Source organism: Paenisporosarcina antarctica (genome assembly GCF_004367585.1).
GTDB lineage: Bacteria > Bacillota > Bacilli > Bacillales_A > Planococcaceae > Paenisporosarcina > Paenisporosarcina antarctica.
On sequence record NZ_CP038015.1, the window covers coordinates 3,267,992 to 3,289,065 of the forward strand.

16 protein-coding genes and 1 pseudogene are annotated in these 21,074 nt (G+C 38.6%); 4 read left to right on the forward strand and 13 right to left on the reverse strand.

Annotated features, from left to right (window positions below; genetic code table 11):
- Window positions 1-15: 15 nt before the first annotated feature.
- From E2636_RS15640 to kduD, 4 genes are all read right to left on the reverse strand, one after another.
- Window positions 16-522: a TRAP transporter small permease gene (locus E2636_RS15640; protein WP_134211040.1), complete on the reverse strand. Its 507-nt coding sequence runs from the start codon at window positions 520-522 to the stop codon at window positions 16-18.
- Window positions 523-659: 137 nt separating this feature from the next.
- Window positions 660-1,679 carry a TRAP transporter substrate-binding protein gene (locus tag E2636_RS15645; protein ID WP_134211041.1) on the reverse strand — a complete coding sequence of 340 codons (1,020 nt, stop codon included), beginning with the start codon at window positions 1,677-1,679 and terminating at the stop codon, window positions 660-662.
- Between the two features lie 39 nt (window positions 1,680-1,718).
- A complete protein-coding gene (gene gnd, locus E2636_RS15650; protein WP_134211042.1) occupies window positions 1,719-2,615 on the reverse strand; it encodes a phosphogluconate dehydrogenase (NAD(+)-dependent, decarboxylating) in 897 nt (298 codons plus the stop codon).
- Between the two features lie 79 nt (window positions 2,616-2,694).
- Window positions 2,695-3,450, reverse strand: coding sequence for a 2-dehydro-3-deoxy-D-gluconate 5-dehydrogenase KduD (kduD, locus tag E2636_RS15655; RefSeq protein WP_134211043.1), 756 nt, complete (start codon window positions 3,448-3,450; stop codon window positions 2,695-2,697).
- 360 nt (window positions 3,451-3,810) lie between these two features.
- On the opposite strand from kduD, the gene E2636_RS15660 reads away from it, so the two are divergent.
- Both E2636_RS15660 and E2636_RS15665 read left to right on the forward strand, forming a co-directional pair.
- Complete coding sequence (locus tag E2636_RS15660; protein WP_134211044.1) at window positions 3,811-4,593, forward strand: IclR family transcriptional regulator; 783 nt, start codon at window positions 3,811-3,813, stop codon at window positions 4,591-4,593.
- Window positions 4,594-4,889: 296 nt separating this feature from the next.
- Window positions 4,890-5,042, forward strand: coding sequence for a hypothetical protein (locus E2636_RS15665; RefSeq protein ID WP_407670260.1), 153 nt, complete (start codon window positions 4,890-4,892; stop codon window positions 5,040-5,042).
- Window positions 5,043-5,136: 94 nt separating this feature from the next.
- Here the strand turns inward: E2636_RS15665 and E2636_RS15670 are convergent, their stop codons facing one another.
- Both E2636_RS15670 and E2636_RS15675 read right to left on the reverse strand, forming a co-directional pair.
- The gene (locus tag E2636_RS15670; protein WP_134211045.1) at window positions 5,137-5,919 is read right to left on the reverse strand and encodes a hypothetical protein; all 783 of its coding nucleotides are present in this window, start codon (window positions 5,917-5,919) and stop codon (window positions 5,137-5,139) included.
- Window positions 5,920-5,923: 4 nt separating this feature from the next.
- Window positions 5,924-9,685, reverse strand: a complete 3,762-nt coding sequence (locus E2636_RS15675) for an AAA domain-containing protein (protein ID WP_134211835.1) — start codon at window positions 9,683-9,685, stop codon at window positions 5,924-5,926.
- 633 nt (window positions 9,686-10,318) lie between these two features.
- On the opposite strand from E2636_RS15675, the pseudogene E2636_RS19445 reads away from it, so the two are divergent.
- Together E2636_RS19445 and E2636_RS15680 are read left to right on the forward strand one after the other, a co-directional pair.
- Window positions 10,319-10,557, forward strand: a pseudogene (locus tag E2636_RS19445) (IS5/IS1182 family transposase); the annotation flags it as partial.
- A 606-nt stretch (window positions 10,558-11,163) separates the two neighbouring features.
- The gene (locus E2636_RS15680) at window positions 11,164-12,072 is read left to right on the forward strand and encodes a glycerophosphodiester phosphodiesterase family protein (RefSeq protein ID WP_134211836.1); all 909 of its coding nucleotides are present in this window, start codon (window positions 11,164-11,166) and stop codon (window positions 12,070-12,072) included.
- 556 nt (window positions 12,073-12,628) lie between these two features.
- On the opposite strand, the gene E2636_RS15685 is transcribed toward E2636_RS15680, so the two are convergent.
- From E2636_RS15685 to E2636_RS15715, 7 genes are all read right to left on the reverse strand, one after another.
- On the reverse strand, window positions 12,629-14,053 hold the full coding sequence (locus E2636_RS15685) for an aldehyde dehydrogenase family protein (protein WP_134211046.1): 1,425 nt from the start codon (window positions 14,051-14,053) through the stop codon (window positions 12,629-12,631).
- 76 nt (window positions 14,054-14,129) lie between these two features.
- Window positions 14,130-15,467 (reverse strand): aminotransferase family protein, encoded by a 1,338-nt coding sequence (locus E2636_RS15690; protein ID WP_134211047.1) that lies wholly within the window; start codon window positions 15,465-15,467, stop codon window positions 14,130-14,132.
- 143 nt (window positions 15,468-15,610) lie between these two features.
- Entirely contained in the window at window positions 15,611-16,915 is a 1,305-nt protein-coding gene (locus tag E2636_RS15695; RefSeq protein ID WP_134211048.1) for an ArgE/DapE family deacylase, read from the reverse strand.
- Window positions 16,916-16,945: 30 nt separating this feature from the next.
- Window positions 16,946-18,127 (reverse strand): thiolase family protein, encoded by a 1,182-nt coding sequence (locus tag E2636_RS15700; RefSeq protein WP_134211049.1) that lies wholly within the window; start codon window positions 18,125-18,127, stop codon window positions 16,946-16,948.
- Window positions 18,128-18,140: 13 nt separating this feature from the next.
- The gene (locus E2636_RS15705) at window positions 18,141-18,785 is read right to left on the reverse strand and encodes a 3-oxoacid CoA-transferase subunit B (RefSeq protein ID WP_134211050.1); all 645 of its coding nucleotides are present in this window, start codon (window positions 18,783-18,785) and stop codon (window positions 18,141-18,143) included.
- Window positions 18,770-19,444 carry a CoA transferase subunit A gene (locus tag E2636_RS15710; RefSeq protein ID WP_134211051.1) on the reverse strand — a complete coding sequence of 225 codons (675 nt, stop codon included), beginning with the start codon at window positions 19,442-19,444 and terminating at the stop codon, window positions 18,770-18,772. The genes E2636_RS15705 and E2636_RS15710 overlap by 16 nt, the downstream gene beginning before the upstream one ends.
- The gene (locus E2636_RS15715) at window positions 19,431-20,813 is read right to left on the reverse strand and encodes an aspartate aminotransferase family protein (protein WP_134211052.1); all 1,383 of its coding nucleotides are present in this window, start codon (window positions 20,811-20,813) and stop codon (window positions 19,431-19,433) included. Before E2636_RS15715 ends, E2636_RS15710 begins: the two co-directional genes overlap by 14 nt.
- Window positions 20,814-21,074: the final 261 nt, after the last annotated feature.

A 21,074-nucleotide genomic window follows, 5' to 3' on the forward strand; every position in this document is an offset into this window, starting at 1 on the left:
CTTAATGATTCATCCCTAAATCTTTTCTACTTCTGTATTAACAACAAAATCACCTCGTAAGGCTTTTATCTGTTTGATTATGTTTTGAATAAGTCTAATGAGCGTTAATCCCATACCAATTGGAGTAGCCATATATACTAAGCCCATTGGAATCTGATTTGCCGGGGATTTTTGACCGAAATTCAACAACTGCAATGCAATGTCAAAGCCATATCGGATAACAAATAGTGCAAAAAACAAAACAAGTAAATTTGAAATTATAGATAAAATGATTTTCTTCTTATCATTAAGTAGTAGTAGTACAACATCCACTTTAATGTGTCGATCTTTTTTCACTCCATAACTAATCCCAATATAAACCAACCAAATAAATGCATAACGTGCCAATTCTTCGGACCATGATAAAGAACTATCGAATTGTCTCATGACTACTTGTAAAAAAATAACCGCTACCATAATGGTAGAAAAAATAATTAACAAGGTTTCTTCAATATGTCGATCTAACCATTTTAGGATTTTCATTTTGATCTCCTCTTCATTAAAAATGTTATTAAGGACGGGCATCTTCTAGGTCGAAATATGTATGACATAGTTCTCTCTATACTGTTTTTTTAAAAACGACTTCTAAGGGAGGTTCCCTCTCAAAGTCATTAATTTCTTTACCTAGTAGCTTTCTCGATTGCATCATATACTTCTTGTACTGTATCTATACCGATTTGTTCAGCGTACTTATCAATAGTAGGCTGTACAAGATCTACCATTTCTTGACGCGCTTCTGGCGTGATTTCAGTGTAATTCATACCAGTTTCCTTAAGATCTTCTAGGTTTTGTTTATTTGCTTCACGGTTTAATTCTCTTTCATACTTGCCTGCTTTTACAGCCGCTTCTTTAACGATTACTTGTTGATCTTCAGTTAATTCGTCGAAGAATGATTTGCTCATTAAAAATACGAATGGGCTGTAAATATGGTGTGTATTAGATACATAATCTTGAACTTCATAGAATTTTTGGAGATAAATCGTTGGAACAGGATTCTCTTGACCATCTACTGTTCCTTGTTGCATCGCTGTAAATAGTTCACCAAGGGCCATTGGAGTTGGGTTTGCACCCAGTGCTTTGAATGCTTCAAGATGAAGCTCATTTTCCATTGTTCGCAATTTCAAACCCTTAAAATCTGCTGCAGTTTCGATTGGAAGTTTGCTATTTGTTACATCACGGAAACCATTTTCCCAATAAGCAAGTCCAACTAAGTTTTGGTCTTCTAATTTATCAAGGAACTTTTGTCCAACTTCTCCATCAAGTACAGCATCTGCCACTTCTTCATTTGGGAATAGGAATGGAAAATCAAAAATACTAAATTCAGGAACAAAGTTTGCTAATGGGGCTGTAGAAGGAATCGTCACTTCCTGAGAACCTAATTGTAATGCTTCAGTCATTGATCGGTCATCACCAAGTTGGCCACTGTGATACGTTTCCACTTTGATTTTGCCCTCTGTTTTTTCTTCAACAATTTCTTGAAACTTTACTAGTGCTTTAAATTGCGGATGTTGATCGTTTAAACCGATACCTGCCCGTATTGTTTTAACTTCTTTCGCGTCTGCGCTTTTTTCATCTCCACCACATGCTGCTAGAACTAATATCATCATCACTAGTAAGAATAAAGAAACAATCTTTTTCATTTAAAAAACTCCTTTTATTTTCTGTTTTTATTTTTATTTTTATTTTTTTACAACCTCATGGCCACCAAATTCATTTCGTAAAGCAGCAACTATTTTTCCAGTAAAGGTGTTATTCTCCAAAGAACGGTATCGCATTAAAAGTGCTAACGTGATAATCGGTGCCGGGACTTGCAAATCCAAAGCAGTTTCGACTGTCCATTTTCCACTACCGGAAGAATGCATAATCCCTTTAATTTCATCCAATTTTGGATCCTTAGAAAATGCACTTTCAACTAATTCCATTAACAATGAACGAATGATCGAACCATTGTTCCAAACTTTGGCTACCGCTTCCAAGTCATAGTCAAATTCACTTTTTTCAAGAATTTCAAAGCCTTCAGCTATGGCTTGCATCATGCCATATTCGATCCCATTGTGAATCATTTTCAAGAAATGTCCGCTACCTAACTCTCCCGTATACATGCAACCGTTCTCAACTGAAATATCGATCAAAACTGGTTCAAGAATTTTATACGCCTCAGAATTCCCGCCAATCATGAGGCAAATTCCATTTCGGGCTGCTTCAACACCGCCGCTCGTTCCACAGTCAAGAAAATGGATTCCCTTTTCCAACAAATCTTTTCCAATACGAAGAGACTCTTTATAATTGGAATTTCCGCAATCAATGATAATGTCACCCTCATCTAACAGTGGCTTTAATGTTGTGATAACGCTTTCAGTAATTTCACCATGAGGCACCTGTAACATAAAGATACGAGGTATTTCTAATTGCTTCACAATTTCTTCCAAAGTTCTTGCAGCAATTGCACCTTCTGCCACAATTTTATCTATTTGTTCTGCGTTTGCATCATAGGCTACTACTTCATGACCATGTTCCAATAAGTTCTGGGCTAAGTTATAGCCCATTTTGCCAAGACCAATCATGGCTAACTTCATTTTGTCACCCCTTTCTTTTCTCTCTAAAATCTCAAGAATTTTTTACACCGAAACTCTACTAGAATGACATTACGTATTATTATCTGCTTAACCATCCACCATCCACAGGAATCGTAATACCATGAACATAATCAGAGGCACTCGATGCTAGAAAAATAACTGCTCCTTGCATATCTTTCGGTTTCCCCCATCTTCCTGAAGGAATACGCTCAAGAATTTGCCGGCTTCTTGTCTCGTCTGCTAATAGAGCTGTGTTCATTTCTGTATCCATATAGCCTGGAGCAATAGCATTCACGTTTACACCCTGATGAGCCCACTCATTGGAAAGAGATTTTGTAAATTGCATAACCGCTCCTTTACTGGCAGCATACGCTGGTACTCGCAAACCTCCCTGAAACGATAACAAAGATGCCATATTAATAATTTTCCCAGAGCCGTTTTCTAGCATGTGAGCACCAACTTTTTGACAGAGGAAAAATGAAGCATTAACATTTACATCCATTACAAAATCCCAATCTTCTTTTGGAAAATCAACGGAATCATGCCGTTTTTGCACACCTGCATTATTGACAAGAATATCAATTTTCCCCATTATCGAAATAATCTGATTAAATAAGGTGCTATAATCCTTAAAATTCAGTAAGTCAAACTGAATCCCTACAGCTTTTACTCCACATTTTTCAATTTCCGGGATGACATGATCTTCTATCTTGCGTGCAATTACTACTACATTTGCTCCTGCATTCGCGAGACCAAGTGCAATTTCTTTACCGAGACCTCTGTTCCCACCAGTTACTACTGCAACTTTGCCAGTTAAGTCAAATAAATTATTCATTTCGGTTACCTCTTTCTCTCCGCAGTTGTCTACATTTATATATAACTCTCAAATTTTATAGTTCCTCTATTAAGTAAATAAAAAGTAAGATCATATATATCAACAATAAATAGTGAGCATAACGCGCTTACTTAGAATCAACTTAGAAACCATTTCGTTCCACATAGTAGAACATTGTTCCATAAATTATATTATATCTTGTAAAAAATTAATTTCAATAGTTTTCTAACTTGTTTGACAATTATTTTTGTTGACCAAGTTATTTAAATTTTACAAAGTGAGAAAAGGGACTTATGATTATTAAGAAGTTTGTTGATAATCTTTGTTAAAAATATCTACAAACAAAGAAAGAGGTGTACAATGTCAAATGTGCAATCAGTAGAGCGGGCGTTAAAGCTTTTGGAATCGTTGTCAGAATATCCCGATGGAATTCAAATCACACGATTGGCTGAAAAAGTAAACTTGTCCAAAAGCACTGTACATCGACTTTTGGCAACGCTGATTAATATGCATTATGTCATTAAAGACCAAGAGTCGGAAAAATATAAATTAGGATATCGTTTGCTCTTCTTGTCCCGCAATATCATAAATAATATTGATATCATATCTATCGCAAAACCTTCTTTAGAAGAACTCGCTGAAAAAGTAAATGAAACAATACATTTATGCATACATGATATGGGCGAGGTTCTTTATATTGATAAAATAGAGAGTAGCCAAACTATCCGTATGTTCTCTAAAATAGGGAACAGAGCACCTATGTATTGCACAGGCGTCGGGAAGGTTCTCCTTTCAGGTATGGATCAGGAAGAATTCAATCAAGTAACTGATAAAACTAATTTTATTGTTAAGACGCCTTCAACCATAACAAGCAAAGAACAGTTAAGTATCGAACTTGAAATTATCAGAAACCAAGGATTCGGACTTGATAATATTGAACACGAAGAAGGAATCCGCTGTATTGCAGCCCCTATTTTTGATTCAGAAGGCAAAGTAATTGCAAGTTTCAGCATTGCTGGACCTAGTAACCGCATTACCATGGAACTTATCAACAATGAACTTATTGAGATTATTAAAAAAACATCTTTGGAAATTTCTCAAATAATAGGATATCAACAACACCGACAAGTAAGCAATGAGTAATTATTAGAAACGAAAAGACTGACGATTTACTGCGTCAGTCTTTTCGTTTAACGTTTTAGTTCTCTTCAATTGAAATAGCATAGTATTTGATTTCTATCTTTTATTTTTCACGTTATCTTAGAATAAAAATAAGTTTACTTATAAACCCATTTCTATTGCAATATTAAGTTTTGGAGGGTTCACATGACTATTTCCGAAGTGCAAATCCAGTTGGTGCCAAAAAGATAGTTAAGTGTTCCAGCTAATTCGCTACTATAAACCCAACTTTAGATGGAAACTTTAAACAATGTCCAGCTATGTTAAAAATTTGGTTTTCAGCACCAGAAGCCTTTTCCTACAAAATGGCTTGGGCATGGATGGCCGTTCCCCTGCCTAAAGATCTCATTCTCGCAGTACTTGCCGGCTTGTTCGCCTTTAGATTAAGACCGATACTTCAAAAACAGAAATAGATTAATACTGTACGAAAATACCCCCAGCTATCGGGTTCATCTCCGATAGCTGGGGGTATTTTTTTGATTTAAAGCCTTGCACAAAATATATTATCTAACCAACATAAAGCTTCCTCAATCTACTAGCTTCCTTATGATTAAGTTCGTCTTCAAATCGCGGGTCAAATTTCCCAGTCCATGTATTCCAAACCCGAATAAAAAAACTGTCCTCCGTACGGTCATGCAAATGGAATTCGAGACACACCACTCGTAAGCTCTCTTTCAGATCAACCGAACAAATTTCTTCAATCAGTTTCTGACCATTCTCTACTAAAAATTCATAACCCGAGTCCTCTATCATCTGTTTGATGTGTAACTCATCCAGGTTCTTGACATCGACCAAGTCGGTTTCATTTTCAAACCGAAAATCCGGTACATTTCCGTCTTCATCAAATACATTGCGACTATAATCTCGCTCCAAAGATTCATTATGGTAAGAGCTAAATGCAATTTCCACATGCTCTTCCATTGGATCATGCGCAAATGTACCTTTGGTTAAATGCATCGAGCCACTAGTGGTTAGTTGATAGATGGTCTCTAATTTTTCAACCATCTTATTTTGCATCATTAACTCTAGCATATGCTCAACAAAAATGGTTTCAACCGTCAATAATTCGCTAATTTCATTCGCCTGCTTTACTTCCAATCTGTCCAATATTTTCAGAATCATTTTCATCAGTACATCCATTTGACTTCGAACAACCGTTTTCATCTGAATGTCCGCTAATTGAAGAGGAAAAGTCCAGCTGTCGCTACCTAGCAAGCGCAAGTGGGATTGCTCTACTAACATGGCTGATATTTTCGACATTTCTGTCTCTACTTGTAGATTTTTGCTCAAACTATCACTTCCTGCCTACGCTAGTTTCCAATTGTTTCAGTCCTTCATGTTGCTTCACTACTTTTAATACGTGTTGGAACATAGCCTTTTGCGATTCACCATGTGCTTTTTGTGTAAACATGTCCACGCTGCCCACAATCATTAGAAGTTCACGTGCCCTAGAGAGCGCTACGTTCAATCGTCGGTAATCCTTTAAGAAACCAATGTTCCCGTCAGGTTGATGATGATTGCGTACAAAGCTCAGGATAATAACGTCCATCTCCATGCCCTGGAACTTGTCCACAGTACCTGTTCTGCAGTGTAGATGCGGAAGGTTCAGTTCTTGACTGAGTAAGCGATTCACTTTCTTCACTTGCTCCCCGTAAAAACTGATGATGCCCACCTTTTTCTTCACAGTAGGATCCAAGAGACCTGTCCGTTTCGCAGATGCAGTAGCCTCGTCCAAGTCTAGCAATAATTCTCGGATTTGCTTCAGCTCAGCTGCATTGTAATAGCTACGGCTATGCTGCTCACGTTCCTCTAAGAACCCTCGCTCATTGGGCATGTCGTACCAGAGAATATGCTGACCTCGTTTGAATAGCTTGCCATCAAGTAAGTGATCCCGCTCCTTGTTGGAATTGACTATACCGCAGGCCAATCCATAATTTTTCTCCTGGTAAAAAGGATTGATGGTTTCCATAATGTGCTCATGCATTCGATATTGGATACGAAGCGTTGTTTTGCTATCTTCAGGTAAATCCTTAAATAAACGTTCAAAAATGGATTCCTTTAAAATCGATTTCAATTCGGCTTTCTCAGTTGGATCTTTTATATCCTCCAGCGTCTCATCCATCGTGTCCTGCCCAACTAAGGGAGGAAGTTGATGATGATCACCTACCAAAATGATTTTCTTTCCTTTTAACATCGGCAGTAGTAGCTCAGGTGGTGTTGCTTTTGAAACCTCATCGATAATAACGACGTCAAAATCGGGGTATTGGTTCACAAAATCTTTACTTGCTGAAATCGAACAAGTTACGCCAATCACATTAGCGTACTGGATGTATAACTTTTTAATTTCATCTAAATCGTATGCAGTTGATTCCTCCAACATGCTCTTCCATTCCAAACGAATGTCATTAGACACTGAGAGGAATGTTTCTTTACGTTTCAACTCGTCTAATTGCAAGACCGTTTCCTTGTACGTAAATTGAATTCTCTTCAGTTCATCTTCAACTTGAAGCGCCAAAATGACTGCCAGTTGTGACATTTGCTCTTTTAAAAAAGCTTGACTAGCTAGTTTAACGTCCATTTGTTGTTCCAATTGCACGATATCTTCTTGAAACTGAGTAATTTCTTGTTGTTGTTTTGAAACTTTTTCATTATACGAGTTCATGGAACGCACCAGTGAGTCAACAAAGGCATCTTCAGTTCCCATTTGCACAAGCAAACGTTGTTTTTCAGCAAACTCCTTTTTCATCTCAACTTCGGTTCCAAAGCTTCCTTTATGGTTCAAATTCTTGCGTAAATCCGATAAGACTATGTCCCATTCAGAGATTTCGCTATCCTTTTTTTCTACATGAGATTTCATATAAGTGAATTCTTCACTCAGCTCTTTTAAGCGCTTAGTCATTGCTTGTCCAACTGCTTCTTTCAGCAGCTCAAACGTCTGCAGTATTTCCTTTTTCAATTGCTCATTGTCACTATTGGTTACGCGTTTACTACGACTGAAAGCATCTCTTGATTTTTTGGCAATCATCAGATTTTCATAAAACGTGGAGAGCGTCATCCTATCTGTCTGATTCAACGGTTCACGGAAACCAAGCATTTTTTTCGCATAATCACGGAATTCGTCGACCAGTTCCTTTACGTGAGAATCTGTCACTTCGGACTTATTTAGTGGTGGATTCATCATAATTTTCTTCGCCAACATTTTCATATTGTAATTCTGTGCATTCAGTTGCTGCTCGGCATAGTCTAACGCCTTTTTAAGGGTGTCATCCACTTCAGGCGAACCTTTAAATGTTTGATTCAATTTTTCATATGTGAACTGCTGTTTTTCCAATTGACGTTTTACTGACAGTATTCCATGCGAATACGTCCACGATTCGTCACCCATCAGTTCCTTTAAGTCAGCAAGTTTTTTGACGGTTGTCACTTCACTCATTCCAACCTGCACCGCTAGTTCTTTTACATGAATAGCCTTAAGTTTACCAACCAGTACTTGACGATCAATTTTTTTATCCGTTAGGGTTAGCTCAGCATCGATGTACTTCAGTTGATTTTCAATTTCGTTCATTTCCAATTGAATCTTGGCCTGCATAGTCGAAAACTTGTCAGTTCCATTAAAGAGAGTCACTTGTTCTTTTGCGTTTTTATAGTGATTTTGCGCATCTTTCAAAATCTCACGAGCCGTTAGCACTTGAGCCTCGAATGCCTCTTTTTTTCGGTATGTCTCAGCCACAGTTGAATGAAGCGCTGATACTTCACGTTTCATGTGTTCAAGTTTAACTTCAGCTTCCCGCTTCTCTTCAAGCTGTAACTCTAGATGTACTTTTTCAGTCAAAAGTGTGTCCAGTGTTCCTTGTGTTTTTACAATGGCAATTTGAATAGCTGGACCATTTTTTTCAAACTGATTTACATGAGTTTGAATGGACGAAAGCGTCTGGTGTTTCCAGTACAATGCCACTTGTTCCTCGACAAAACGTTGGCCTTCTTCTTCAATGCTTTCAGTTCGCCCAATCCGTAAAATGCGGATTTCCTGATCAGTAAGCAATTTTCCGAGTGCGTTGTCCACAGCCAAATTGGACTGTGAAGCAACAAGCGTTTTTAACCCCATTTTCGCATGTTGATAACAAATTTCAGAAATCACCGTGGTCTTACCTGTTCCAGGTGGTCCTTGGATGACATATAAATCCTGTGCCGCCATCGCACCTTCTACCGCTTGACGTTGGAAATCGTTAAGGTTTTGCTTGAAGGTTAAATCTTCCGGAACTTTCCCTTTTCGTACCGTTGGACGTTTCTCAAACAAGAGTTTTTCTAGGTTCGGATTGACAGCCCAACCGTTTTCTAGACGTTTAAAGCCATCCTTTAGGCGATTGATTTGCGCCATTTCTGCTACATTATCAAAAGCGAGCTTTCCGTTTACGGGTACTCTCCATTTTCCTTCTCTCGCCTTTTCTTGAAGATCTTTACCAAGTTCCACATCAATTGTTCGTTTTCCCATTTGGACTTGTACGACACTTCCGAGGTTTTGGTTCGTCTCGACCAATTTAACTGCTGATTTTCGATAGTATTTATCAAATCCGTTAGGCAGCTTCTGTAGCTCAAATGTTACTTTACGAAAATCTAGACTTATACGAGCGCTACGAATCCCGATTTCAAGTCTCTCTACATCTGCATTTCGTTCCATCACACGTAAATAAGATTCCCAGCTTGAAATCCGTTTCTTTACGTACTCCGACTGTTCTGAAGCTATGGGTAAAGCCTGAATGATTCTGTATAGAGAAAGCGTCATTTCTGTTGATACAAGACCCTTTCGATCAAACGCCATCTTTGCTTTCATATGTCTATTATTGCCTAATTGCAAACGCTTTTTAGTCACATAGAAATGAGCGACCTCAAGTCCATTACCAATCCATTCGCACTCCATTACCGGGGTACCTGAAACTGTATCTGATTCTATATATAATGACACACGTTTTTGATTCACTTGGCCATCTGAAAGGCGTTCCATATGAACATTAAGGATCGGAGACGCATTTAACAAGCTAGTCATCTCTTCAGCCATTTTCGGTTTACTTTTTCTAAACCGGCTGCTCACGGACAAATTACACCGCGTTACATCCGAACTTTTAACCACACTCACTGCGTTACACTCCTTACCCGATCAAACCATATCTTCCTATTGTAAAGGATTATCGCCCTCAAATCGACCGCTCATCAAGAAACCTTTTTGTCAGTTTTGGCAAATAAACCATCGCCACCTTCGAACACAGAGAAACGTAACTGATGTAAACCCGAACAAAGATTTCGTCGATTTCCGTTACGGGTGGTCCGTGTGCCTCCTCAATCGCGATGCTGAGGCCACTGAAAAAGTTAATTTATCATCTCTTAGCTTATGGAATAGTATAGGTGATTTCCGTTACAGCGCACTTTCATGTTTCGAAGCTAGCGTAGCGATGCAGAAACAGGCGGACGCGTTCCGCGGGGCGATCGCCAAGCCTCCTCGTCCGCTTAAAAACTCTTGCTCCTGCGGTTACTCGTCGCAAACGAATTGTTCACAACTCGTTTCCTGCGGGGTCTCGTCTGTCTCGCTTTTCCCGCCGGAGTCGCCGCCTTTCACTACAATCACTTGTACATATATTTTCCTTTTTTCTAAAAAAAGGAAGGTTCCTTTATCTGTTCAAAATCTACAGTATGTGCGAAAAGTAAGACCTATTCTGTGACCATAAAATCGCCAGAACATAAAGATATAGAAGTCTTTCAAAGTAGTGAGGAATTTAAAGGAAAAGCGAAAGAATACATAGTGAGTTGAAACATAGACACGAGTATTATGTAGCATCATATGCAGGTCTATTTGGTATGAAGTTGCAAGGAGCCATAGAGATATTTGCCTTAAACCTCAAACAAATTCTGTCCTTAATGAAGGAATCAGAGTAAGCAATACGAAGGAAAAGGCGACATCTCGTTCACAATCGAACGAGATGTCGCCTTTTTCAATTTAAACACACCTATAAATTCTAATAACGTAAGTTTTTCAGTGCCTTACGCGATGCTCTCTGTGTTGTCACACCTGGACACACTTTTCCCGCCGCAGGAGCACATGTTTTTTTCGCCACCCTTCACTCCAATCAAATAACCGGAATTATTAAAAAATTCAAAGGATTACACATCAAATATTCGTGTATCATTCATCAAAAGGCATTTATGAAATTGATTCAACTATACGATATTCTCTAGTTAATTTTGATGCAATCTCATGAAAGTATTTAATAGAATCCACCCTAATTCTAAAGTATAAACAATTGTCAGCATTCTAATTACTACTAATTGACACTAAATTCTTTCTTTATAGAAGATAAAAGAAAATTGTAGAAGTTCCTGGCATTTCTAGAGTTTGGAGTATGTATTATATTCCTTCTTTCTGGTTTTTTGTGTAAAATTAAGAAATATCATGAACACTCTTTAATCGATGGAGGAGATTCTTTGAAATTCAAAAAAGTATTAAAAGGCTTGTTCATTTTTATATTATTTCTAGTTGTATTTATGTTCTTGAATAATAGCTCTCTATTCACGAAGGAAAGGCAAACTGAACCATTCTTACTTGCACATCGCGGCCTTCCCCAAACCTTCAGCATGAAAGGGATCGAAAGTGATACATGTACAGCCGAACGTATATATGAGCCTGAGCATCCTTACATTGAAAATACGATTCCATCTATGGAAGCAGCATTTGACGCAGGCGCCGATATGGTTGAACTTGATATTAAGCCCACAAAAGATGAACAATTCGCAGTTTTCCATGACTGGACTCTCGATTGTCGAACAAACGTTAAAGGAATGGTAGCCGATTATACTCTCGAGGAACTGAAAAAAATTGATATTGGGTATGGCTATAAAGATGGGGGGAAAACATATCCCTTCCGTGGACTAGGTATCGGTCTAATTCCTTCACTGGACGAAGTATTAAGGCAGTTTCCAGATAGGTTATTTTTAATTCATATCAAAAGTAATGACTCGAAAGAGGGAGAGCAACTAGCGGACTTCCTTTCAAATCTCCCAGCAAATCGACTTGAGCAATTAACGGTCTATGGTGGAGATGAACCAATAGCCTCACTAAAAGACCGTTTACCAAAATTGCGCGTAATGTCGATCGAAACACTAAAAAGCTGCTTGCTCTCCTATATAGGCGTTGGTTGGACAGGTGTGATGCCTGATGAGTGTAGACATACCGAAGTACATATCCCTGAAAAATATGCACCCTGGATTTGGGGATGGCCCGATAAATTATTAAACCGGATGGATGCGGTCGATACAAGGGTCATTCTAGTTGCAGGTAATGGTAATTGGTCAGAAGGGTTTGATTCGGAAGAAGATATGAAAAGATTACCCACTAACTATTCTGGTGGGATTTGGACAAATCGGATCGACCAGATTGCGCCGATTGTAAAATAAGCAGAGTTTGCGGTTGGTTGACGAGCACATAAAACGAGGCTGACAAATACCCTCACAACTCACGCTATTTTTGCGACTTCTTTTATTATTGTTTAAATTTTTATTAGTATTGTAGTAACTCTAAAGTTTCCTTACACTTTACTGCACAAAAAAAAAGTCGACGAGTTCATTGATTAGCGTAGCATATTATTTTCTGGCACAACGATATCGTAAATCACCATAAATGGTTTAAAGATTCTAGATTGGAAATCATCGGGACACTACCTGTTATTAGTACACTTATTATACAACAAAAAGAAGCGATTCTTTAGATTGAAAAGCCGGCACATTCTGTTAGATGATTTTGAATAAATAAAGGAACCTCACCATTTTTTAGATGAAAGAAAATATATGTACAAGTGATTGAAGTGGAAGGCGGCGACTCCGGCGGAAAAAGCATGAGCCTGAAACGGAAATCACCCATATATAAATTGACTTTTCCAGTGACCTCAGATGCATCTTCAGCCGTTATTTGCCTCTATTATTGACCGTTACAAATGGTCATATTATCGCAATGCTACCAGTTTTGATTCCAGACGATTAATTTTAACTCAGTCATTTCTTCGATTGCATATTTAATTCCTTCTCGTCCCGTTCCGCTTTCCTTAACACCACCGTATGGCATGTTATCGACACGGAATGTTGGCACATCGTTAATCATGACGCCACCCACATGGAGATTTTCTGCTGCAGTCAAGGCGTTTTTTACATTGTTCGTGTAAATTCCTGCTTGAAGACCGTAGAGCGAGTCATTAACGTAGGAAATGGCTTCGTCAATTGAACTTATTTTATTAATTAATACGATTGGAGCAAATACTTCCTGGCATGAAACTTTTAATTGTGGTTCGGCATCTAAAATAACGGTTGGTTCAAGTATTGTCTCTTGTGCTTTTCCACCTATGACAACTTTTGCGTTACCTCTTTTTGCTTCTTCAATCCAACTAAGAGATCTCTCCACATCTCCCATTGAAATTAAGGAAGAGATATATGTTTCTGAATCCAGTGGATCACCTAACTTTAACTTTTTGGTTGCTTCTACAAATTTCTCTACAAATTCTTCATATAGAGCTTCGTGAACATATATTCTTTGCAGAGAAATACATACTTGTCCTTGATTCGAAAAAGCGCCCATGATGCAGCGATCAATCACTCGATCAATTTCTACGTCTTTATCAATTATCAGTGATGCGTTTGAACCTAGCTCTAAGGTAGTCCGTTTTAGACCTGCCTTATTACGAATACCAATTCCAACACCAGGACTCCCTGTAAACGTAACCATTTTCACACGATCATCTTCAACAATAGCATCGCCTATAATACGACCCGCTCCTGTTATAACGTTTAATGCGCCATCAGGTAAGCCTGCTTTTTGCAAAAGATCCGCAATAAATAGTGCAGACAATGGAGTTTGAGAAGCTGGCTTTAAGACAATCGAATTTCCAGACGCAATAGCCGGACCCACTTTATGAGCAACTAAATTCATCGGGAAATTAAACGGTGTAATCGCCCCAATGACACCAATTGGTTTACGTACTGTGTAACCAATTCTACCTACTCCTCCTGCAGATGCATCTAAAGGAATGGTTTCGCCGTGAATTCTTTTTGCTTCCTCAGCTGCAAACTTATAGGTGTCAATCGTACGCGCTACCTCTGCTTTTGAAAACATGATTGGTTTAGCTGTCTCTAGTGTAATAATTTTTGCTGCATCGTCTTCTTGTTCTTTTAAAAGTTCTACTAGCTTTTCTAAAATACGTGCTCGCTCATGGGCAGGCATATTAGCCATCACATGCTGAGCTTCGTAAGCGGCTGTAATTGCTTGTTTCACATGATCTTTATTTGCCACTGCAACTTCTGCAATAACCTCTCGTGTATAAGGTGAGTAAAGAAGAGAATATTCCTTTGTCTCAACTTGTTCACCATTGATTAACAAGTGTTTTTTCAAGCTTTTCACCTCAATTTTATTATTCCAAGCCAAAGCACCATTTAAACAAATTGTTATTTGTGAAGAAAAATAAATACTATTTAGTTTTTTCCTGCTGCTTTTCAATCGTAAGGATAGAATCATAAAGGATGGACATCATTTTTTCAATTTCAGTTTTATCGATAATTAATGGTGGCGCAAATACAAGGGTATCTTGATTATCGAAAACGATAGCTCTACAAATGACTCCACGTTTTGCTGCTTCTACAACAATTAATGGAGACAAAGGAGATTCAAATCTTTCTTGAGTTACTTGATCTTTTACGATTTCAATGGCACCCATTAATCCTAAACCTCTAACATCACCGACAATGCCCAGATTGTTTTGTAGCCATTGAAAACCAGTTAACATTTCCTGGCCCATTACTCTTGCATTTTCAATTAAGTTTTCATTTTCAATAATCTCAATATTCTTCAATCCAACCGCACAAGCTGTTGCATGACCACTATACGTATAGCCATGTAAAAGTGTACCCGTAGAAAGTTCAATGAGATCTTGATGGATTTTTTCTGAAAGTATGATACCGCCTAAAGGCAGATACCCACTACTAACGCCTTTTGCAAAACACATGACATCTGGTGTAACCCCATAGTGTTCGATACCGAAGTATTTACCTGTTCTTCCGAATCCTGTGATTACTTCGTCCGTGATAAATAAAATCTCAAACTCATTACATATTTCTCTTACTTCCTTGAAATAGTTCTCTGGCGCTATATGAACACCACCAGCACCTTGTACAGGTTCTGCAACGAATGCAGCAATGGTATGTGATCCCTCTGCTTCAATTAATTCACGAAGCGCTTGAGAGGAAAAGTTATCTACATGATAAAAGTCAGGGGCTAATGAATTGGTAAAATCTCGAAAAGGTTTTAACCCAGTTGCGCTGGTCGCTCCCATAGCAACGCCGTGATAGGACTTAGTTCGTGAGATAATTTTCTTTTTACTTGGTTTTCCTTTTAATATCCAATAATGCCGAACAAGTTTATACGCCGTATCATTAGATTCCGAACCGCCAGATGTAAAGAAAGTAGCACTTAAACCTGGTGGTGCAATTTGGGCAAGTTTAGCTGAGAGTCGAATGGCAGGTTCATTACTAAATGTAGAAAAACAAGAGTTAAAAGCTAACTTATTCATTTGATCCATTGCCGCTTTACCTAATTCTTTTCTACCGTGACCAACGTTGACATTCCACAGGGAGGACATGGCATCAATAAAACAATCACCATTCACATCATACAGATAAACTCCTTTTCCTTCTGTAAAAATTAGTGCAGCTCCCTGTTCTTGTTGTTGCTTAATTGGCGATGTGGGGTGGATAAAATGCTTTTTATCTAGATCTACTAATTCTTGAATTAAATTCACATCTTTTTGCATTCTGATAACCTCCTTTACGTGTTAACTAAATTTTAAGGGAATTTCAAACGTATCACTTTTAAATTTATAGATCAGTTTTAGCAGAGTAAATTTAACTGACTTCACAAAGTTAAATAGTTGATGTAGCATTCTAGCGAACTTCATTACGGTTGTGATGATCCAGCGCGTACCCCACACCAATCCAGAATAAAGGCTGCATACGTTTTGGTTACCTCTTTAACGCTATTTAAATCTACCCATTCATCTGCACCATGCATGTTATCTCCCACTGGTCCATAACAGGTTGTTGGAATATCGTAATATAAATTATATAATCGAATGTCTGTGGTAGCGGTGATTACTGTATAATCCATTTTTTCTCCAGTCGTACGTTCATGAGCCATCTCTAGAGTTTTAAATAATGCCTGATTGGTGTCAAGAGAAACTCCTGCTGCATGAAATCCATAAAATGTAATTTGTGGTTCCATATTACGCAACCACTCATCTTTGCGTGCCTCTTCTAATAAGAAAGCTTTAACCTCATCCTTGATCTTTTGTGGATCTTCTCCTGGATAAAAACCAACTCTTGCTTCAATGGTACATTCTGAGGGTACATTCGATGGCCAATCACCTGAATGAATCATGCCAATATTTACATTTAGCGGATGATTCACATTGGAAAAATCCGGATGTTTAGGCTGGGAATTAATATGCTTACGGTACGTTTGTAAAGCTTCTATTAGGACATACGCCTTTTCTATCGCATTAACTGCACGATCTGCACGTTCCACATGAGCACCAGAACCAGTAACCTTTATCCTCAACCATATAACTCCTACCTGAGCTTTCAAACCAACGAGTCCGAATGGTTCAGGTATAAGAGCTCCATCAGCTATATACCCTTCAGCCAATGTAGTCAGTGCTCCATTACCGGTACATTCTTCTTCAATAACCGACTCTAGAATCACATCCGCGCCTAATTCAATTCCGCATTCTTTTATTGCTTTTAGTGCATAACAAAATGCGGCAATCCCGGACTTCATATCCTGAATTCCTCGTCCATACATCTTGTCTCCTACAATGGTTGCTCCCCATGGATCATAGTTCCACAAGGAAGCAGGCTCAGCACTCACGACGTCCACATGCCCTTGAAGAATGAGACTCTTTCCTTCTTTAGGTCCATCACTTTTCCATGTACCAATGACCACAGGCCTGTTTTCATACGTCCATTCTGGTGGTGAATATCCAGGTAATTTAGAGATTTTTTCTACATCAGGAACAATCGATTCCGTGACAAGACCCAATTCATTCTTAAAAAATTGCGCCATAAATTCTTGAATAGGTGCTTCATTGCCTAATGTGCTTGGAAATTGGCCCATTTTTTGCAGAAACGAAACCTCTCCCTCCCATGACTCATCAATATGAGTAAACACTTTTTTAAGTGTATGTTTATTCCAATTAGTCCCCAAAAGTATTCCTCCTCTTGCAATCGTTTATTATCAAACTTGCATATTTTCATAAATAACGGTCAATCCCATACCACCTGCCATGCATAACGTGACCATTCCGTATTTCACACCTGTTCGGAGCATTTCATGAATTAATGTCACAGTAAGTTTCCCACCAGTAGCTCCTACAGGGTGACCTAACGCAATCGCTCCCCCGTTGACATTAACCTTGGCTGGGTCAAGATTCAATTCCCTTATAACGGCTAACGCCTGAGCGGCAAAAGCTTCATTTAGCTCAATCAAACCTATATCGTCTAGTGTTAAATCAGCCTTTTTCAATGCCTTTCTCGTAGCAGGGACTGGGCCAATTCCCATCACTGCCGGATCAACTCCGACACTCGCAAAAGCTTTAATCTTGACTAGCGGTTTTAGATTATATTGTTGTGCCTTATCTTCGGACATCAACAATAACGCAGAAGCCCCGTCATTCATTGGACATGAATTTCCCGCGGTAACATCTCCGTCTTTTTGAAACATGGGTTTAAGACTTTTTAGTGCTGTTAGATCGATATCTTCACGAACCGATTCATCCGTATCAAATATAACTATTCCTTTTCGTGAATTTATTTCTAAAGGAACAATCTCATCTTTAAAGCGTCCTTCACGAATGGCTGTCGCAGCTTTTATATGACTGTCATAAGCATAACGGTCCTGATCTTCCCGGCTAATGCCGTACCGTTTTGCTAAGGTTTCTGCTGTACACCCCATATGCTCCTTTTCTAATGAACAAATAAGTCCGTCTGATAATAGAGCATCTTCCATTTCTACATTACCGAACTTACTTCCCCATCGATTTTTAACCACATAAGGTACGTTACTCATATTTTCTACACCACCGGCTATGATGACATCTTCCTGTCCAGCCATGATAGCTAATGCGCCATTTGTAATCGCCTTTAAACCAGATCCGCAGGCCTTAATAACAATATGCCCCGGGGTTGTGATGGGGAAGTTCGCTAATTGAGAGGATACCCTTGCAGCATTTAACCCTGTACCATGGACGTATCCATGACCAAATATAACTTCATCTACATAGTCTTTAGTTAGAGAAGATTTTTGCATCAAACCTTCCAGCACTTGTCTACCCATTTCAGTGGCCGAAACATTTTTTAACGATTTACCAAACGCTCCTACAGCGGATCGAACCCCTGCCACGATTACTACATCATTCATTTTTTTCTCTCCTTTATATGTCCACTATTAATTCTGCACTTGTATTCTCGAGAACATCCTGAACGCTATAAGGTGGCATAATTTCTTTTAATAATAATCCTTTATTTGTAACCTCAATAACCGCCATGTCAGTGATAATTAAATTTACACAGGCCTTTGCAGTTAAGGGTAAAGAACACTCGGTAAGGATTTTAGGCTGACCGTTACTGTTAACATGACTCATAACTACAATAACTTTCTTCGCTTTTTGTGATAGTTCCATAGCCCCACCAATGCCGGGAACCCTTTTCCCAGGAACAATCCAATTGGCCAAATCCCCAGTTTCGCTTACTTCTAAAGAACCTAAAATCGTCACATCCAAATACCCACGACGTATAATTCCAAAGGATATCGTACTGTCAAAATAGGATACCCCTTTAACAGTCGTTGCCGGTAATCCAGCTGCGTTGCATAGGTCTGGATCTTCATTTCCCTTCTTAGGGGTCGGACCAATTCCTAAAACACCGTTTTCCGCATGAAACATCACTTGAATATCGTCAGGGAGATGATTTAGAACTAGCGAAGGAATCCCTATTCCGAGGTTCACAATCATTCCGTCCTTGATTTCCTGTGCAGCCCTCTTCGCAATTCGATTTCGAACATCTACTCCCATACCCATTTCCAATTCACTCCTTCACTTGGAACCACTTTATCTACGAATACACCGGGAGTTATGATCATATCCGGATCAAGTTCACCTAAATCTACAATTTCCTCTGCTTCAGCAATTGTAAAGTTCCCCGCCATCGCAACCAGGGGGTTCGTATTTCGTGCACTTTTGTTATACACTAAATTCCCGAATGGATCCGCCTGTTTAACAAGCACAATGGATACATCTGCAGTCAGTGCAGGCTCAATTAAATACTGCTTTCCATCTACCCATACTTGTTCTTTTCCTTCGCCTACCATGCTATCTATTCCAATATCAACAAGAATTCCACCTAGGCCAACTCCGCCTGCTCGTATTTTTTCAGCTAATGTTCCCTGGGGATAAAATTCTACTTCTATTTTACGATCTGACATCTGTTGACCTGCGCTTGGATTTGACCCAATATGTGAGACAATCAACTTTCTTGCTCTCCCATTGCTGACAAGACGCCCAATTCCGATATCTGGAAAACCTGCATCATTGCCGATTAACACTAGATCTTTTACACCTTTTTCTAATATCGCATCAATCAATGTGGGAGGAGACCCAATTCCGCCAAAACCGCCATACATAAGAGTTATGCCATCATGAATATGTGATAATGCTTCTTCAATACTACAAACTTTCATTTATTTCGACCTCCTCTTGCGCTAATGAATTTAATAGACCTAATTCTTCTTCAACTTCATCAATTACTTCATTCAATATAGCTAAGAGTTCATCTACCTCTTTTTTCGTAATCACAAGTGGCGGGGAAATGATAATTGCATCACCAGTCACACCTTCCTCACCTGCATTTGCTTGGTATACGAGCAAACCTTTTTTCATCGATTTCTTAATAACGAGTCCCGAAATATTGAATGCTTTATTAAATGAACGCTTTTCAATTTTATTAGTAACAAATTCAATTCCTAATAAAAGCCCTTCTCCACGTACATCCCCAATGATGGAACTCTTTTTAGCAATTTCTTGTAATTTTTCTTTTAAATATTTCCCAGTGTCAGCAGCCACATCAACTAGCTGATGTTTTTCAATAAATTCCAATACAGCAAGTGCCACTGCAGTTGACAGTGGATTGGCACTATACGTATGGCCACTCATTATGGATTTTGAACCTTTTAATATCGGATCCATAATACGATCACTAACTAAAGTTGCCGCAATCGGTGTATATCCCGCACTCATCCCCTTGCCAAGAGCTACAATATCAGGTTGAACTTCCCAATGTTCTATAGCTAACATTTTCCCCGTACGACCTATACCTGTCATAACTTCATCAGCGATAAATAAGACGTTGTAACGATCACATATTGTTTTTATTTTTTCGTAATATCCTGCAGGTGGCACTAAAGCTGCAGCTGATGCTCCAACGATAGGTTCAGCAATAAAAGCAGCTATTTTATCTTCACCGGTACGTTGGATCACTCGTTCTAACTCGCTTGCACAAAGAAGATCACAACTTGGATAGGTCAGGTTGAATGGACAACGGTAACAATACGGAGCAGAAACGGAAGGTAAATCGTCGAGTAACGAGACAAATCTCTCTCTTCTAGCCACATGCCCAGACATTGATAATGCCCCCATCGTAATTCCGTGGTAACTCATCCAGCGTGAGATTACTTTAGTTTTTGTATAAACTCCTTGTTCTTGCCAATATTGAATGGCAATTTTCATAGCGGTTTCCGTTGCCTCTGACCCGCTATTTACAAAAAAAGACCAATTTAAATCACCAGGCATAATCTCACTTAGCTTTTTAGCTAAAGCTTCTGCAGGTTCACTTGTAAACTGTGAGCGATAAACAAAGGAAACTTTTTTCGCTTGCTCATTCATGGCATTAATAATTTCTTGTACACCGTGTCCGATACTTGCAGTAACTGCGCCAGAAGAACCATCTATATATTTTTTGTTGTCCTGGTCATATAGGTACACACCTTTACCGTACTTAACCATTGGGTAGTCAGCTTCTAATATTGGTTTTATTAAATGGTCACGATTCATTTTCGGTCCTCCCTTATTTATTGAATTAACTAAGATATATTTTTTATTTTTATAAGTTAAATTTTCAGAATTTTCCTTCTTGTGAATATTTTAATGTAATTTTCGGGAATTTTCTATTCGACACCGTCGATAAATTAGAACAGGATTTTTGTACACCTTGTATAAAAATTTGCTATTTAGAGTCCTTTATATTTATGATAAAATAACTAAAATCATTTGTATTTTAATTAAATATCAATCGACATAAGGATTAGTTAATTT

Excerpts from the sequence above, each read along its gene's own strand:
- E2636_RS15690 (WP_134211047.1), bottom strand. The coding sequence starts at position 15,467 with ATGCAAAAAGATGTGAATTTAATTCAAGAATTAGTAGATCTAGATAAA.
- E2636_RS15710 (WP_134211051.1), bottom strand. The coding sequence starts at position 19,444 with ATGAAAGTTTGTAGTATTGAAGAAGCATTATCACATATTCATGATGGC.
- kduD (WP_134211043.1), bottom strand. The coding sequence starts at position 3,450 with ATGAATAATTTATTTGACTTAACTGGCAAAGTTGCAGTAGTAACTGGT.
- E2636_RS15715 (WP_134211052.1), bottom strand. The coding sequence starts at position 20,813 with ATGAATCGTGACCATTTAATAAAACCAATATTAGAAGCTGACTACCCA.
- E2636_RS15675 (WP_134211835.1), bottom strand. The coding sequence starts at position 9,685 with ATGGCTGAAGAGATGACTAGCTTGTTAAATGCGTCTCCGATCCTTAAT.
- E2636_RS15705 (WP_134211050.1), bottom strand. The coding sequence starts at position 18,785 with ATGGGTATGGGAGTAGATGTTCGAAATCGAATTGCGAAGAGGGCTGCA.
- E2636_RS15640 (WP_134211040.1), bottom strand. The coding sequence starts at position 522 with ATGAAAATCCTAAAATGGTTAGATCGACATATTGAAGAAACCTTGTTA.
- E2636_RS15660 (WP_134211044.1), top strand. The coding sequence starts at position 3,811 with ATGTCAAATGTGCAATCAGTAGAGCGGGCGTTAAAGCTTTTGGAATCG.
- E2636_RS15665 (WP_407670260.1), top strand. The coding sequence starts at position 4,890 with ATGTTAAAAATTTGGTTTTCAGCACCAGAAGCCTTTTCCTACAAAATG.
- gnd (WP_134211042.1), bottom strand. The coding sequence starts at position 2,615 with ATGAAGTTAGCCATGATTGGTCTTGGCAAAATGGGCTATAACTTAGCC.
- E2636_RS15645 (WP_134211041.1), bottom strand. The coding sequence starts at position 1,679 with ATGAAAAAGATTGTTTCTTTATTCTTACTAGTGATGATGATATTAGTT.
- E2636_RS15700 (WP_134211049.1), bottom strand. The coding sequence starts at position 18,127 with ATGAATGATGTAGTAATCGTGGCAGGGGTTCGATCCGCTGTAGGAGCG.
- E2636_RS15680 (WP_134211836.1), top strand. The coding sequence starts at position 11,164 with ATGTTCTTGAATAATAGCTCTCTATTCACGAAGGAAAGGCAAACTGAA.